Here is a 17,102-nt window from a genome sequence, read left to right as displayed (position 1 = left end):
TTTTTACTTTTACGGATTTAACCTACTGAATAAAATTTATACTTGATAACTTACCTTGAGGTAAGTTATCGTAATTTTATGCAAACACGTTCCAAAAATCGCAAAGAGCAAATTATCTCAGTGGCTATGGATTTATTACAAACCCATGGTTTTGAGAATTTTAGCTATTTGGATATCGCCAATCGCCTCGCCATTACTAAGGCCAGTATTCATCATCATTTTCCGAAAAAGGAAGATCTGGGTGTGGCGCTGTGTCAGGCCATTCAAGACTGGCATGAAGTGGAATTTCGCAAAATTTTACTGGCAAATATCAGTGCGCAACAAAAGCTTGATACCTACATTAATGCCAATCTGCGCTATGCCTGTGGTAAGAATAAAATTTGCCCATTAAGTAGCTTGCAAGTAGATATCGCCTCCTTGCCAACGGCGATGCGGCCGGGGTTAAAGGCGCTGGACGAACACGAGTTGGATTTTATTACCCAAGTGTTGGCGCAGGGCAGGCAACAAGGCGAGTTTAATTTTGCGGGTGAGACTAAAGGGCAAGCCATGGTGGTTGTATTGGCCTGCAAGGCAGCGCTGCAATATTCTCGTGTGCATGGCGATGATATTTTTGAACAAACCATGGCGCAAATTATGACTTTACTTGGCTCGACAGCAATGGTGCAAGCGAGCTTACAGCAAACCGGTTAAAAAATTTTACCTTGCTAACTTACCTCTAGGTTAGTTAAAGAAGAGACTAAGAGGTTAGTTAGCGAGTGAAATAAATTACAACTAATAATGACAACAAACTTACACATAAATTATTACCTTAATTAAGACAAAGGAAGAGAACACAATGAGCAGTGCACAACTTTTTGAACAAGTGTCATTAGGGCCATTAACCCTAGAAAACCGCACCGTAATGGCGCCTATGACCCGTACTTTTTCACCTGGCAATGTGCCAAATGACTTAGTGGTTGAATACTATCGTCGCCGCGCTCAAGGTGGTGTTGGCTTAATTATCACTGAAGGCACCTGTGTTGGTCACAAGGCAGCTTCAGGTTATCCGAATGTGCCGTTTATTGCCGGTGATGACGCATTAGCAGGGTGGAAAAAAGTGGTTGATGCGGTACATGCTGAAGGCGGCAAAATTGCCCCGCAACTATGGCATGTTGGCGCAATTCGCAAGCCGGGCGTTGAGCCGGGTGGTGATTTACCGGGTTATGGTCCATCGGGTATGGCATTCCCAGGTAAACAAACTGGTCATGAAATGACGCAAGCGGACATTGACGAAGTTATCGAATCCTTTGTACAAGCGGCAGTAGATGCCAAAGCCATTGGTTTTGACGCAGTTGAAATTCACGGCGCACATGGCTACTTAATCGATCAATTCTTCTGGGAAGGTACCAACCAACGCACTGATGAGTACGGCGGCGACTTAGCGGCGCGCTCTAAATTTGCGATTGAATTGGTCACTAAGATGCGTGCCGCCGTCGGTGATGACTACCCCATTATCTTCCGTTGGTCTCAGTGGAAGCAACAAGATTACAGCGCACGTTTAGTGGAAACACCTGAAGCACTTGAAGCCTTCTTAAAACCGTTAGCTGATGCTGGTGTTGATATCTTCCACTGTTCTCAACGCCGTTTCTGGGAGCCAGAATTTGAAGGTAGCGACTTAAACCTTGCCGGTTGGGTGAAAAAAGTTACGGGTAAACCCACCATCACCGTTGGCAGTGTTGGCTTAAATCAAGACTTCCTGCCAGAAGATGGCACCAGTAACTTTAAAGATGCTGAAACTGTTAGCCTAGATAACTTGTTAGATCGTATCGGTAAGCAGGAATTTGACTTAGTTGCGGTTGGCCGTGCGTTGATCTCTAACCCAGATTGGGTAAACAAAGTAAAAGCTGGCGAATTCGACAGCCTAAAAGCCTTTGATAAAGCGCAACTTGCTGAATTAGTCTAGCAGAATTAGTCTAACGCGTTATTTATACCCCTTGGGCAAGGTGAACAAGCTTTGTCTAAGGAGGTTACGCCAATCTTTAAAAATAACTCTGATAGAGTCTCGAAATAATTGCCTCTTCCTCGTATTAACCGACTTTCTATTGTTATCTTATTTATCCAATCAAAAGTAATTCAAAAGTGTATCGCGGATAAAAAAATTTACAAGTTCTCAAGCCTATTTGCTAATAAACAACCGACTTCAGTAACTTAGACTATACTGAAAGCCGTCTTATCAGTCCTGACATTAAATAATTAACAATAAAGTCTCTTCGTGGGATTAATACTTAGCTAGTCCCCGTGCCATAAATACATACGACCCGACCGCGGTATTGTCGCTTCCAGTATTTCAAATTGGAGAGCAAGCAGGGAAAAGGGATCGCCATGAATAACCGCCTTGAGTCCGCTGTAAATAAACCAGACATGAAACTAACAGTGTTAGTTTTTTTCTTTCTTTTATTACTCGTTAACTTGAACACCGCCCGTGCACAAACCGTTGGGCCAGCTGATACTGTTGGTACCAATGGTGATGATGTGCTCAGCGGCGACAGCACCGACAATATTATCGACGGTTTGCAAGGAAACGATCAAATCAACGGTAATGGAGGGAATGATATTTTAATCGGTGGTTTAGGTAGCGACACACTTGATGGTGGCGAGGGTTTTGATACGGTGAGTTATCACAACGACATAGTCGCAGTAAGCGTGAACTTGGCGACAGGTGTTGGAGGAAATGCCTTTGGTCAGGATGCGTTAATTAGCATTGAAAATATTATCGGCAGTATGTTTAACGATGCTTTGATTGGCAATAGTCAAGCCAATCGAATTTATGGCTTAGCAGGCGATGACGCATTTACTTATTCACCAGGCAGTGATTTTCTCGATGGCGGCGAGGGAATTGATAGCGTTAATTATTCGGCAGCAGCTGAAAGTGTGAATGTTAACTTGTTTAATCAGCAAGCAATTGTTGGCTCAACTACCGATACCTTAGTGGCGATTGAAAATGTTATCGGCACTAATGGCGATGATGTTCTTGGCGGTGATAATGGCAACAATGTGCTGCTTGGGCTAGCAGGTAACGATGTGTTTCTTGGCTCGCGTGGGCAAGATGTTATTGATGGTGGACAAGGGATTGATGCGCTGACATTCGCCACTTACTTCGAGCCGTTTCTCGTGACAGGTTTGACGATTGAGCTCTTTGCCGGCACCGCGACAGGTTTTGAGGTGGATACTGCCTTTACCGGTATTGAGCAAGCTACTGGCAGTATCTATAACGACACCATAACCGGCAATGTGGGGAATAATTTGCTGAATGGCGGCGCGGGCAACGATGTCCTTGATGGCTTGGCGGGTAATAATTTCCTCGATGGTGGTAGCGGTAACGATCAACTTACGGGCGGCAGCGGTCGTGATGAGTTACGCGGTGGTATTGGCAACGATCAGTTAAATGGTGGCGAGGGACTAGACAGGCTGTTCGGTGGCGAGGGAAACGATATATTATCGGGTGGTTTAGGCAATGACTTACTCGATGGGGGAGAAGGCGAAGATACGGCAAGTTTTCAGTATTCAAGAGTAGGTGTCGACATCAATCTATTGACCAATGTTACCGTTGGCGATGTTGGCGATTTTAGCGACTTCATATCCATAGAAAATATTATTGGCAGTAATTTTGATGATGTGATTTACGGCGATAACCTTCGCAACCGACTGTTTGGCGAGGGTGGCAACGATACGATTATTGGCGGGTTAGAGCGCGATGAAATTGATGGTGGTAGCGGAATTGACACGGCCAGTTATATCGATGCCTTGGCCAGCGTAACGGTCGACCTTTCAACTAGTAGAGCAAGTGGCGCAGATGGCCCAGACGTCCTGATTTCGATTGAAAATGTTACGGGATCTGATTTTGCTGACACCTTAGTCGGCGACCAACACAACAATGTCTTAACGGGCGGGCGTCATGGCGATACTTTGGATGGTGGCGATGGCGAAGATACCGCTAATTATGCTCAAGCAAGCGGCGGGATGGATGTCAACCTAAGCACTGGTCAATCATTTGGCGCGGACGGCAGTGATACCTTAATTTCAATTGAAAACCTTGTTGGCAGCGAATTTAGCGATAATTTAACGGGTGATAGCGGTAACAATAAACTGCTGGGTGGCGCAGGTAATGACGTTTTACAAGGTAACTTGGGAGATGACCTATTAATAGGCGGCACAGGCAATGACACCGCGCGCTATGCCGATGCCAGCGACAGCGTTACTGTTAACCTAGCGGCGGGCACTGCCAGTGGCGCAGATGGCAATGATACCTTATTGCAGATTGAGAATGTTATTGGCTCAAGCCACGACGATACCCTTATTGGTAACGCGAATAATAACCGGCTGTTAGGTGGGCAAGGCAATGATATCTTGGCCGGACAAGGAGGAGAAAATCTCTTAAATGGCGGTGATGGCTTTGATATAGCCTCTTATCAAATGTCAGGTAACGCCGTGCTTGTCGATCTGCTCTTGGGTCAGGCCAATGCTGAAGGGACCAGTAACGATACCTTGGTTTCGATAGAGGGGGTATTAGGCTCACAATTTAACGATGTACTGATTGGCGACAATGGTAACAACCTACTAGAAGGGCTGGGTGGCAATGATTTATTGATTGGTCGCGCAGGCAATAATGCATTAGTTGGTGGTAGCGGCAATGATACGGTTAGTTATGTTGGCGCGACCAGCGGCGTACTTGTCAATCTAGCGATTGGCGAAGCGACTAACGGTGATGGTCGCGATTCCTTAACTAGCATCGAAAATGTCAGTGGTAGCCAATATAACGATATTTTAATTGGTAATGCGGGTCGCAATAGCTTATTTGGCGGTGCTGGTGACGATTTGCTCATCGGTGGTGGTGGCAGCGATATTTTCAGTGGTGGCGATGGCTTAGATACCGTGAGTTATCAGCAAACGGTTAATAGCGTGGTCGTCAATCTCGCTGATGGCACGGCGCAAACTGCGACCGGTATTGATTTACTGGTCGACGTTGAAAACGTCATTGGCACGGCACAAAACGATATTTTAATTGGCAACAACCAAGATAATGTGCTCACTGGCGGCCTAGGTGACGATGTGATTAATGGCGGCGCAGGTACAGATACGGCAAGTTACCAACAAGCCAGTGGTAGTGTAAGCGTTAATCTAGCAAGCTTTAGCGCAACGGGAGCCGCTGGTAATGACAGTTTAGTGTTGATCGAGAATGTGATTGGCTCTGCTTACAATGACATCTTGATTGGCGATAGCCAAAATAATGTGCTTACTGGCGGCCAAGGCAATGATGTGATAAATGGCGGCAGCGGCGCAGATACAGCAGACTATCGAGGTGCTGTTGGTAGTGTGAATGTGAATTTAATGGCTGGTACAGCTTCAGGCGGTGCGGGCAATGACGCCTTAATTGCCATTGAAAATATTACGGGTTCAGATTTTGATGATAGCTTGGTTGGCAACAATCAAGACAATATCTTAAAGGGCAATCTGGGCAATGATGTGCTCAACGGTCTTGCTGGAAACGATACGGCTTCCTATATCGATGCTGCTGGTGGCGTGAATGTAAATTTAACCACAGGGCAAGCCGCTGGCGCGGGTGGCAATGACACGTTAATTTCCATTGAAAATATTATTGGCAGTCAGCACAACGATACGCTGATTGGCAATGAACAACACAACACGCTAATTGCAGGCGAGGGCAGCAATTTGCTCGAAGGTGGTCGTGGCAATGATGTTTTACTGGGCGGCTCAGGCATTGACACCGCAAGCTATGAGCATGCAGCTGGCGCAGTTTCTGTTAACTTAACCAGCAATACAGCAACAGGCGCTGATGGCAACGACACCTTAGTGCAAATTGATAATGTCATTGGCTCTGCGCATAACGACACCTTAATCGGTGATGCCACTAACAATGTGCTCTCTGGTGGATTGGGTAACGATATTTTAGTTGGCGGTGTAGGCATTAACACGCTTGATGGCGGTGCAGGCAGTGATACCGTGAGCTATAGCAATAACGACGGGCAAGTCATTGCAGATTTAGTGACAGGTGTGGTCACTACTGCGAATAGTGTCGACTTGCTGATGAATATTGAAGGGCTGGTCGGCTCGAAAAATAATGACACTTTATTGGGGGATGATGCTGACAACGTGCTTGATGGCAGAGATGGCGATGATCTGTTGATGGGGCGTGGTGGCAACGATACGTTATCAGGTGGCTTGGGTAATGATACTGCCAGCTATGAGTTTGCCAATGGCGATGTTGTCGCGAATCTATCGACAGGACAAGCGAGCGGCGCAGATGGCACAGATACTTTAAGCTCAATCGAAAACCTCATTGGTAGTCAACATAACGACCAGCTAACAGGCAATACTGCAAACAACCTGCTAGTTGGCGGCGATGGCAATGACATGCTCACTGGTGGCCTTGGCAACGACAGTTTAATTGGTGGTACTGGCAATGATACCGCTAACTATAGTTCGGCCACAGGCAGTGTTGTGGTGGACTTGGCTAGTAACCTTGCACAAGGCGCAGATGGCACTGACTTACTGAGCAGTATTGAAAACGTTGTCGGCTCTGCGCATAACGATGTGTTGTTGGGAAATAATGGCGATAACCTGCTTACTGGTGGTCTCGGCAACGACAGTTTAGTTGGCGGTGCTGGCAATGACACCGCGAGTTACCAAGACAGTATCGGTGGTGTTGATGTTGATTTAGCCAATAATAACGCGACCGGCGCCGCGGGTAATGACACCTTAGTACAAATCGAAAATATTATTGGTTCAGTACATAACGACAAGCTTATTGGCAATAGTCTGGCCAATACCCTCACTGGCGGACTCGGCAACGACATTTTAGATGGTGGTGATGGTATTGATACCGCTAGTTACCTTGAGGCGGGCAGCGGTGTTACGGTTGATTTGTCCACTGGGCAATCATCAGGTGGGGCGGGTAATGATACCCTCTCGGCCATTGAAAATGTCATTGGCTCGAATTTCAATGATCAGCTTAGTGGTGATGGACTAGACAATGTGCTGACTGGGGGGCTAGGCGACGATGTGCTCAATGGTCAAGGTGGCATTGATACCGCTAGTTATTCAGATGCCAAGACAAGTGTCGAAGTGAGTTTAGCGTTAGGTAATGCATCAGGTGGTTCAGGCAATGACACTCTGATAGCGATTGAAAATATTGTTGGCAGTGAACACAGCGATAGCTTGCATGGTGACAGTGGCGATAATCGGCTGGATGGCGGCGCTGGCAATGACGTATTGCAAGGTGCGCAGGGTAATGATGTATTGGTAGGTGGGCTTGGCAGGGACACGGCTAGCTACGCTAATGCTGACGGAGCTGTTGTCGTTAATTTAGCGAACGGCGTGGCTTCTGGCGCCGATGGCAGTGATACCTTATTTTCAATTGAAAATGTCGTCGGTTCAGCCTTTGATGATCAATTGACCGGTAACAGCGCCAGCAATGTGCTGCGCGGTGGTTTAGGGTCGAATGTGTTAGACGGCGGCGCAGGTACTGACGAAGCTAATTATGATTGGAGCACTAGCGGCGTTGAGGTTGACCTGCAAGCACAAACGGCAATGGGAACAGGCTTTTCTGATCAACTGGTAAGTATTGAAACCGCACGAGGAAGTGAGCACAACGATATACTGCGTGCTGGGCTGAACAGTAATCTTGTCGGGGGAAAAGGAAATGACGAGCTTTACAGTGGTACTGGCATTAATAGCCTCGATGGGGGCGAAGGAAATGACGTTATTAACATCCAGCTTAATGCGGGCGATGAAAATATCAGTAAGGCTGCGGGCGATGAAGGGAATGATTGGCTCAAATTGACCAGCGATGCTGGTACTGTTATTAATCTCACATCTGGCGAAATCACCATAGATAATTCACTTCGCTACAACGTTAATACCATTGAAAACGTCCAAGCAACGGCTTTTGCCGATGAGATTGTTGGTAATGAACAAGACAATACCTTGATGGGCATGGCAGGTAATGACCGCCTGATAGCAACAGCAGGTAACGATATGCTGGATGGCGGCGAAGGCAATGACTGGCTCGATTACTCTGGAGTAAATAACAGCGCTAACAGTAATGCTATTGCTAACGATCAGGGGGTATTTGTTAGTCTAGCGAGCGGCCAAGTTATAAAAAATAGTGGTGTCGACACTGTTATTAACGTTGAAAATGTTAAAGGCACGGCGCAGAACGACACCTTAATTGGTGATCAAAGCAGTAATCAATTACTTGGCATGGCTGGTAATGACACGCTAATTGGTGGTGCTGGCAATGATTTACTCGAAGGTGGTGAAGGTAATAATCAATTTGATGGCGGTAGTGATCAAGATACGGTCAGCTACGCGTGGTCAAACATTGGCGTGACTGCGGATCTGTCAACCAGTCAAGCGCATGCAGAACATCTAAGTGATACCTATCAGAGCATTGAAAATCTTATGGGCTCGCAATCAGGTGATACTTTAATTGGTGATAGCCAAGCCAATAGGCTTAGCGGTTTAGCGGGTAATGATACTTTACAAGGTCTGGCTGGTGATGATTGGTTAAGTGGTGGCAGTGGCAATGATCACCTGCAAGGTGGCATGGGAAGTGACGTGTTACTTGGCGGCAGTGGCGACAATATACTTGACGGTGGTGAGGGAGTTGACTGGGTAAGTTATGCGAACTCGGACGAGAGCACCCATGTCGACCTACTAAATCGTGGCGGTGGCGGCGTTAGCAGCAATGATGTGTTAATTGCTATTGAAAATATTCGTGGTTCTAGATTTGATGACACACTTATTGGCGACAATGCCGATAATCACTTAGCCGGTTTAGCTGGTGATGACACGCTTTATGGTGGGCGCGGTAACGATACTTTAAATGGTGGCTCGGGTATAAATACCATAGATGGTGGCGAGGGCAACGATTGGGTGACCTATGTTGATGCGACCAGCGCAGCTAGCGTCACATTAAATGAGAATGAGGTCAGCTTTGGCAATGCCGGCGGTCGCTCAGATTTATTGACTGATATTGAAAATATCAGAGGCTCTGCATTTAATGATCGGCTAACAGGTAATGATCAAGACAATATTTTTGAGGGGTTATCAGGTATCGATACATTAAATGGTGGCGGTGGTCACAACATACTTTACGGCGGTGAAGGAAACGATAGGTACGTTGTTGAGCTTGGCCGTGAAGGGCAGCATACCATTCGCGACAGTGCTGGAGAGGATAATGTATTGCTTTATAGCCCGATTGTTGCACTGAGCAACCTCGCAGCAACTTACACACAGCAACAAGGATTGTTACTCGAATTTAATGACCAAGATAGTGCCTTAATAGAAAATCAATATTCAGGTGCAGATTCCGTGATTAACTCCTTGTCAATGTCTAATAGCAATCAGGGAGTTATTGCATTAAATGTAAGCTTTGAGCAGTTGATTACCGCTGGCGAGTTTGATCAATATGCGATTGCAGGCGATTTTGCGACGAGTAGCCAACTTGCTAATTCCAGCCAATTGACCGTTGCTGGCAAATTGACTAATCAGCACACTCTATCTAATGTCGGGCAACTAACAGTTAACAATGGCGGGCGTATTGATAATTTCGCAGGCACTCTGAATAACCAGCAAGGCGCTACGATTGACTTTGCCAGTAGCAATACCTTATCAGGTATGCTGATCAACAACGGTGTGGTTCGAGTGAATACCGACGATATTTTAGCGCTGACAGATACTATGCTCTCTGGCTCAGGTAGCTTTATTGGCCAAACGCTACTGACCAACGCGCAAATAAATGCTGGTAATAGCCCTGGATTGATGACATTTGACGGCGATACGGTTTGGGACAATGTTGATTTGACGGTAGAGCTCAGCGTAGATGGCAATGGAGGCTTTATTCATGACACAATTAATATTCTGGGTAATTTAACCCTGCTGAGCGCGCTGGATATTGACTTTCAATTTCTAGGCGGCCTTGAGTTACCAGATGTACTTGGGCAAACACTGAACTTCCTTAATATTAGCGGCGATGTACTAGACGATGCAGGCGAGCTAATCAATTTAAGTGAATTTAATGTCAACTTAGTCGCTGGCTGGGCAGGCCAATGGGTAAACGATGTGAATGGTTGGCGGTTGGCGCTGACATTGGCACAGCTACCAACGGATGTGCCCGAGCCTAGTGTTCCGCTTTTGTTCTTGCTTGCCAGTGTTGTGTTAGCACACAAAAGACGAGCCGGCAGATCTTATTGCCTGCTATGGTTTATCGTCAGCCTTTCGACATCTGACAAAAATTCAAGTTTATCTACTTTTCAGTAATGCTTTGTCTAGTTGATTGCAGAACTGTTTCTTTAACTAAATAAATCACTTATTCGTTTAAATGGGAGTGCATTTTGTAAACACAAGTTGTTGGATTATTCAACTTCACTTTCTCGTAATATTTTTCTAGTATGGTTCCGTTAACAAGTGGTTAACACTGGGTGGTGGTGCACCATTTATATCAGAACAGCATCGCTACTCAGATAATAACGATAAAAATTAGAAGTATATTGGGGTGAAGGAATGAGTAATTTTACGCGTCGCGCGTTTATCAAAGCGTCAATGGCAGGCTTTGGTACAGCAGTAATTTCGACAGGATTAATGGGGTGTTCGGATGACGACGATGAGGTACCTGTCTCACCGATTATACCAGTAGCTTTCAACCACGGTGTTGCTTCAGGTGACCCACTAGATAACGCCGTTATTATTTGGACGCGCGTAACGCCTTTATCAGCAGTCGATAGCGTCAATGTTAGCTGGCAAGTAGCCACTGATGCAGAGTTTAATGACTTAGTTCACAACGGTACAACCGAAGCAGAAGCAGGCTCAGACTTCACCGTAAAAATCGATCTTCAACAACTAGCCGCCAATACAAGGTATTATTACCGCTTTGTTTCTGGTGAAACTTTCTCTCCTGTAGGTATGACGAAAACCTTACCAGTAGGGTCAGTGGCACAAGTTAAATTAGCGGTATTTTCTTGCGCAAACTATCCTGCAGGTCAATTCAATGCCTACCACAGCGCAGCACAGCTTGATGACTTAGATGCCGTCGTACATTTGGGCGATTACATTTATGAATATGGCGATGGTGGTTTTGCGACAGAAAATGCAGAGGCGATTGGTCGGTCATTACCTGCCGACAATAATACCGAATGTATTACCTTAGAAGACTATCGCAAACGCTACGCGCTTTACCGAAGTGATACGAGCCTTCAGCAATTGCACCAGCAAGTACCTTTTATCACTGTGTGGGATGATCACGAGGTGACTAACGATGCGTGGCGCGACGGTGCGGAAAATCATAACGAAGGGGAAGGCGATTACCAAGTGCGTAAATCGGCTGGTTTGCAGGCCTATTTTGAATGGCTACCTATTCGTCCAATTGCGACCAGTGACTACGAGCGCATTTTCCGCAGTTTCCAATTTGGCGATTTAGTTAACTTACATATGCTAGATACGCGCTTGCTTGCTCGTGATGAACAGCTTGATTATCAGAACTTTATTGACCCAACAACGGGGCAGTTAGATGCGGTTGGTTTTACTACGGCAATGAGCGCGAATCGAAGCTTGCTGGGTGCTGAGCAAATTGGCTGGTTGCAATCGGGGTTAGTGGCGTCTTCTGCAACTTGGCAGGTACTAGGTCAACAGATATTGATGGGACGCATGAATGTTCCTGCTGAACTATTAGCAGGCTTTGCCAATCCATCACCCACATTATTGCAAACCTTTGGCGAACTGGCACAAATTAAAGGGCGTATAGCCGCTGGCGATCCGACGGTAACAGAGCAAGAGCGCGCGCGTGTTGCGATTGAAATTCCATACAACCTAGATGCGTGGGATGGTTATGCGGTTGAGCGTGAAGTGGTTTTAGGGACAGCAAAATCGCTTAATCACAACCTAGTGGTTTTGGCGGGAGACACGCACAACGCGTGGGCCAATAACCTAACTGACCAATCAGGTAGCAATGTTGGGGTTGAATTCGCCACCGCAGGCGTCAGCTCCCCGGGTTTAGAAACCTTTTTGAACGTGCCAGAAAGCTTTGTACCGCAGGCAGAGCAAGCACTACAAGTACTTGTGAATGACTTGCAATACACCAATATTGCAAACCGCGGTTATATGGTGGTGACCTTTACTGAGCAAGCGGCAACGGCGCAATGGGTTCACCTAGATACGGTGGCCAGTACAAGTTATCAAGCGCTTGAGGCGCGCAGCAATACGTTAACCGTAGCTGCAGGCACTAACGTTATTCAAAGCTAGCATTTAGTGTTACTGTTATCGATGAAATGCCAGTCGTTGACTGGCATTTTTGTTTGATAGTGAATAACCACAGGTATTATTTAGGACATTGTCACTAGTACTATCCTAGACTAGCGCTCTCCTTGAATTTCAAACACATCACTTTTTAATCGCGCTTTACCATCGCTTTCAACTACCCAATGCTCGCGATGGACTACGCCATATGCTTTATTCATTTGCCAACTTGAAGTCAGAATATAGCCGCCATCGTCTGCTGGTTGCCAGTTTACATTTGAATAAACCACGTCGGCAAAACCTTGGTCAATGATATTTTGCCAGCACTCTTGGATCGCTTCACGCCCTGTAAAAGTGCCGATCGGCTTAGCTTCCATTACACAATCTTGCGTGTATTGCGCCGCACAACCAGCAGCGTCTTGATTGTTAAATGCAGTTTGCCAAGCGCTAATACCAGCTTTGCACAACGCTAATGTTTCTTCATTTGTCATCATAATCCCCTTAGCGATTGGGTTGAATCAATTGATAAGTGGATCATAAGTATTTTTATTATCTGCAAAAACAAAGTTAATAAAATTGTATGTTCGTAAAAACAGAACAATAATGCTAATTGGAGAAATATATACACAGGGGCTAGGGGAGTGCGAACAATTGAAGGCAGAGCAATAGCGTGAATAAATTACGTCATATGTCGATATTTGCCCAAATCGTTGAATCAGGGTCTATCACTGAAGCAGCGGCTTTGCTGCAGCTTTCGAAATCAGTGGTTAGCCAGCACCTTAGCGCGTTAGAAAACGACTTAGGTGTACTCTTGATCAAACGAACCACGCGCAGGCATACCTTAACTGCTGCTGGACGCGCTTTTTATCAGTCTTGCCAAGAGGTTAACAAGCTCACTGATCATGCTTGGCAGCAAGCGCAGGAATCATTGACAAGCCCGAAAGGTCAAGTGCGGATCACCGCCCCGAATGCGTTAATGGATATCATCATTGCGCCAGCAATCGGCGAATTACTTCGCCAATATCCGCTATTAAAGCCCGAGCTGATCAGCGGTGATAAGCCGTTTGATTTAGTGGCTGAGAACATTGATATCGCGATTAGAGTTGGTAGCTCTTTAGCTAGCAACATTAAACAGCGCCGAATTGGTCAGTTTCGCGATGTGCTTTGTGGTAGCAAAGCGCTGTTGAGGGAAACTGATATCACGCATGCTAAATATATTGCCAATCATTGGCAAGGTCAGCAAATTGAACATCGTTTTATCGATAAAAATGGTAAAAAAGAAAGCTTTGAAGTAACTGCTCATTGTCGTGCAAATTCATTTTATACCTGCCTTACACTGCTCAAACAGGTAGCAGGCATAGGGTTAATACCCGATTTTCATTTTTATCAATTAGCGTCTCAGCTAGAAGAAGTCTTTCCAAACTTACAACTTGCGACCAACAATGTGTACGCTTTACATACATACGATAAGCACTTACCTGCGAGTATTAAAGTTTGTATTGAAGCGATTGAACAACAGCTTAATCGCTGTTATTCGGCTGGCGATCATTAAGCGCACAGATAATTCTTAAACCGCGGGTTTATTTGCCCTGTCTGAATTACGTATAATAAGCAACCGCATCGGCGTGAATAGCCCGCTGGTGTTTGTTTTGACTAAAAAGGCTCGCAATTAACTTGATGATTTCTCATAAACTTTCTGTAGCACCCATGCTCGATTGGACAGATCGCCACTGTCGTTACTTCTATCGTTTACTCTCTGCCAATACTGTACTTTATACAGAAATGGTGACCACGGGCGCCATTATCTTTGGTAAAGGTGATTACCTTGGCTTTAATGAAGAAGAGCATCCAGTGGTATTGCAATTAGGTGGCAGTGACCCACAAGCAATGGCTGAATGCGCTAAACGTGCAGCCGCTTTGGGTTATGACGAAATTAACATCAACGTAGGTTGCCCGTCTGATCGCGTGCAAAATGGTCGCTTTGGTGCATGTTTAATGGCAGAGCCAGCTTTAGTTGCTGAATGCGTTAAGCAGATGAAAGATGCTGCCGATATTCCGATCACGGTAAAATCTCGCATCGGTATTGACGATCAGGACAGTTATGAGTTCCTACACGAGTTTATTTCGACAATAGAAACTTCAGGCTGTAATCACTTTATTATTCATGCTCGCAAAGCTTGGCTATCTGGCCTTAGTCCAAAACAAAATCGCGATGTTCCACCGCTTGACTACAGTCGTGTTTACCAAATTAAACAAGACTTTAATCATTTAGAAATTTCCATTAATGGTGGTATCAAAACCTTTGACGAATCACTTGCGCATTTAAATCATATTGATGGTGTGATGATTGGCCGTGAAATTTATCAAAATCCGTATCTGCTGGCGCAAGCAGATCAAGTGATTTACGGTCAAGATAAGCCATTAGTGTCACGTGCAGAAGTCATTGAGAAAATGGCGGTGTATATTGATAAACACGTTGCTGGCGGCAATAAGGCTAAAGCCTCACACGTGACTCGCCATATGTTAGGGCTATGCAATGGCTTGCCGGGGGCAAAGCAATTTCGTCGCTATTTAAGTGAAAATGCGATGTTAGCTGGCGAAACGGGTGACGTATTACGTCGTGCATTCGACCTCGTTAATGAAGATGCGGTCAGCATTGCTTCCTAGCTAGGATTAGTCAGAGCCATTTAGCTAAGGCGAGAGTGGCTCAAAGCTCACCGAATGAAGTGAATAGTTAAATTAGCTAAATTTTGCACTAATAATTGGTGTATTTTACTAACATGCATAGCAAATGTTAATGAGTCCACCTTAGCTTGTAACTAAGTTTAAAATTAAATTTCCTTAATTTACAATCACATAATATTTTTTTCATTGTCTGGCACAACCTTTGTAAAGGTAAATGCAACTTAACTAATAACGCAGTCGTTAGTTAACTTTTTACTTAAACAAATGGATATATTGGAGCCGAACATGAAATCACTAACCACTACCTTAGCAGCCGTCAGTTTATTATTTGGTTCGAGCGCATTTGCGACCGAAAACAACAACGCTGAGCAACTAGCTGCTGAGCTGATTAAGCAACAAAATGCACAAGTCAGTGAAATGGTTGCTAAGCAAGTAAACCAAGACATTCAGTTTACGCTACGAGCAATGCAATTACCTGTAGTTGAATTAAACGACAGCATGCTGGCAAAGGCTGAGCAGGGCAAAGTGCCAAGCACAACAGCTAGCAACGCTAAATTCGCTGAATAGTCACGCAGGTAATTGCCTATGTTTAGTTTAGCTACACTGTTTGCAATCATGATGGCACCAGCCATTGCAGCCTTGATGACATCATTAGTTGTAAGACTATTTGAACAACGCACATTTGAGCAAAAGTTTGATACCGAACGCAGTTTGTTTCGGTCAGACTTGGCAAAATCTGAAGTAAGCTAGAATAAGGTATGTTTGTTATCTATTGGCAGCCTACCTTATTTAGCGCTTTTTTTATTGATTTTGCTTTATGTCATTAGCTCACATTTTCCTCTTTCTATCCTTCATCGCCTCCTTGGCAGACCTTCTATAAAACTCATTAGTAAATTTCTAACCAGCTTAGACACTTTATTGCAGCATATTCGCCTGTACACTTTGGGATAATTCGACTAATTTGAAGTCAGTATTTTCCTACCTACTGTTTATCATGCATAACAACACGCCATTGATCAGTGTTCACGAATTAAAGTCAAAATTAACCCAACAAAATTTGCTTATTCTTGATGCCAGTATGCCGCCTGTAGTGCCGCAAGAACAACCTCAAAAATGTTGGCCTAACACCATCATTCCCAATGCTAAACGTATGGATATTGAGCAAAACTTTTGTGACCCGTCAGCGAGTTTTCCGCACACCTTACCTTCTCCACAAGCATTTGAGGCGGCGATTCGTCAGCTTGGGATTAATGGTGATGAGCATATCGTTGTTTATGATGATTTAGGGTTATTCTCTGCAGCACGTGCTTGGTGGATGTTAACGTCGATGGGACATGAACATGTGAGTGTGCTTGATGGTGGCTTGCCGGCATGGTTAGCAGCGGGTTTGCCTAGTGAAAAAGCGAATACAAATGGCATCGCCAAAGGTGTGTTTACAAGCTGCTTTAATGCGTTGATGTTTGTTAATTATCAGCAGGTAGCGACCTACTTGGCGGATAAAAGCCATGTGATACTTGATGCGAGAGCGAGTGCTCGCTTTTTGGGACAAGCTCCAGAACCTAGAGAAGGTGTGCGAAGCGGTCATATGCCAGGGGCGGTTTCGCTGCCCTATGCTCAGTTGATGCGCGATGGATTGCTATTGCCACCAGAAGAGCTGGTAAGGGAATTCAAAGTGTTAAATCCTGATAATTTACCTATGGTAACAACGTGTGGTTCGGGTATTACCGCCTGCATTTTGGCGTTAGCTGCTAACCTAGCTGGCTATCACGATATTGCTGTTTATGATGGCTCGTGGGCAGAATGGGGCTCATTAACTGAGCTGCCGGTTATACCTATTTCAATAAATACTTGATCATTCTGGCTTGTTAAAACGCTCATATACTGCGTTGTTATTTTTGAAATTAGAACAACTAGTTAACGAAAAATAACGCCTTGCCTATATGGATGTAGGTACTTAGGTTTTGCTGGCAGCATAAAACCTGTGTTTATGAACCTTTTTCCTACGCCATAATTGCTCAACTCCTTAATTCAATTGTTATTACACTGGGTTAATCGGTTTATGTTAGAGCCAAAAGAATACAACAGGACAAAGCCCAGTAAAGCAGAGCAAAGCGCAGCGGTGTTTT

At 45.1% G+C, this 17,102-nt stretch carries 10 protein-coding genes; 9 read left to right on the top strand and 1 reads right to left on the bottom strand.

Features of this window, described 5'->3' with window-relative positions; translation table 11 throughout:
• Positions 1-78: 78 nt before the first annotated feature.
• The 4 genes from DXX94_RS08990 (at position 79) to DXX94_RS08975 (ending at position 12,297) form a co-directional block, all read left to right on the top strand.
• Positions 79-690 (top strand): TetR/AcrR family transcriptional regulator, encoded by a 612-nt coding sequence (locus DXX94_RS08990; RefSeq protein ID WP_116015304.1) that lies wholly within the window; start codon positions 79-81, stop codon positions 688-690.
• 145 nt (positions 691-835) lie between these two features.
• Positions 836-1,942: an NADH:flavin oxidoreductase gene (locus tag DXX94_RS08985; protein WP_116015303.1), complete on the top strand. Its 1,107-nt coding sequence runs from the start codon at positions 836-838 to the stop codon at positions 1,940-1,942.
• A gap of 419 nt (positions 1,943-2,361) precedes the next feature.
• A complete protein-coding gene (locus DXX94_RS08980; protein ID WP_116015302.1) occupies positions 2,362-10,320 on the top strand; it encodes a beta strand repeat-containing protein in 7,959 nt (2,652 codons plus the stop codon).
• Positions 10,321-10,563: 243 nt separating this feature from the next.
• Positions 10,564-12,297 (top strand): alkaline phosphatase D family protein, encoded by a 1,734-nt coding sequence (locus tag DXX94_RS08975; RefSeq protein WP_116015301.1) that lies wholly within the window; start codon positions 10,564-10,566, stop codon positions 12,295-12,297.
• Positions 12,298-12,407: 110 nt separating this feature from the next.
• On the opposite strand, the gene DXX94_RS08970 is transcribed toward DXX94_RS08975, so the two are convergent.
• A complete protein-coding gene (locus DXX94_RS08970; protein WP_309545214.1) occupies positions 12,408-12,785 on the bottom strand; it encodes a YybH family protein in 378 nt (125 codons plus the stop codon).
• Positions 12,786-12,961: 176 nt separating this feature from the next.
• On the opposite strand from DXX94_RS08970, the gene DXX94_RS08965 reads away from it, so the two are divergent.
• The 5 genes from DXX94_RS08965 to DXX94_RS08950 all read left to right on the top strand — a co-directional run bounded on the left by DXX94_RS08965 (position 12,962) and on the right by DXX94_RS08950 (position 16,828).
• Positions 12,962-13,843: a LysR family transcriptional regulator gene (locus DXX94_RS08965; protein ID WP_116015299.1), complete on the top strand. Its 882-nt coding sequence runs from the start codon at positions 12,962-12,964 to the stop codon at positions 13,841-13,843.
• Positions 13,844-13,968: 125 nt separating this feature from the next.
• The gene (gene dusA / locus DXX94_RS08960; protein WP_116015298.1) at positions 13,969-14,958 is read left to right on the top strand and encodes a tRNA dihydrouridine(20/20a) synthase DusA; all 990 of its coding nucleotides are present in this window, start codon (positions 13,969-13,971) and stop codon (positions 14,956-14,958) included.
• 303 nt (positions 14,959-15,261) lie between these two features.
• On the top strand, positions 15,262-15,543 hold the full coding sequence (locus DXX94_RS08955) for a hypothetical protein (RefSeq protein WP_116015297.1): 282 nt from the start codon (positions 15,262-15,264) through the stop codon (positions 15,541-15,543).
• A gap of 18 nt (positions 15,544-15,561) precedes the next feature.
• Complete coding sequence (locus DXX94_RS19290) at positions 15,562-15,726, top strand: hypothetical protein (protein WP_181901522.1); 165 nt, start codon at positions 15,562-15,564, stop codon at positions 15,724-15,726.
• 244 nt (positions 15,727-15,970) lie between these two features.
• On the top strand, positions 15,971-16,828 hold the full coding sequence (locus DXX94_RS08950) for a sulfurtransferase (RefSeq protein ID WP_116015296.1): 858 nt from the start codon (positions 15,971-15,973) through the stop codon (positions 16,826-16,828).
• Positions 16,829-17,102: the final 274 nt, after the last annotated feature.

It is taken from the genome of Thalassotalea euphylliae (assembly GCF_003390375.1).
GTDB classification, from domain to species: domain Bacteria; phylum Pseudomonadota; class Gammaproteobacteria; order Enterobacterales; family Alteromonadaceae; genus Thalassotalea_F; species Thalassotalea_F euphylliae_A.
Note: the sequence above shows the minus strand (reverse complement) of the source record. Positions and strands in the feature narration are given on the sequence as shown.

Coding starts and splice junctions, on each gene's coding strand:
- DXX94_RS08990 (WP_116015304.1), top strand. CDS start 79: ATGCAAACACGTTCCAAAAATCGCAAAGAGCAAATTATCTCAGTGGCT.
- DXX94_RS08985 (WP_116015303.1), top strand. CDS start 836: ATGAGCAGTGCACAACTTTTTGAACAAGTGTCATTAGGGCCATTAACC.
- DXX94_RS08980 (WP_116015302.1), top strand. CDS start 2,362: ATGAATAACCGCCTTGAGTCCGCTGTAAATAAACCAGACATGAAACTA.
- DXX94_RS08975 (WP_116015301.1), top strand. CDS start 10,564: ATGAGTAATTTTACGCGTCGCGCGTTTATCAAAGCGTCAATGGCAGGC.
- DXX94_RS08970 (WP_309545214.1), bottom strand. CDS start 12,785: ATGATGACAAATGAAGAAACATTAGCGTTGTGCAAAGCTGGTATTAGC.
- dusA (WP_116015298.1), top strand. CDS start 13,969: ATGATTTCTCATAAACTTTCTGTAGCACCCATGCTCGATTGGACAGAT.
- DXX94_RS08955 (WP_116015297.1), top strand. CDS start 15,262: ATGAAATCACTAACCACTACCTTAGCAGCCGTCAGTTTATTATTTGGT.
- DXX94_RS19290 (WP_181901522.1), top strand. CDS start 15,562: ATGTTTAGTTTAGCTACACTGTTTGCAATCATGATGGCACCAGCCATT.
- DXX94_RS08950 (WP_116015296.1), top strand. CDS start 15,971: ATGCATAACAACACGCCATTGATCAGTGTTCACGAATTAAAGTCAAAA.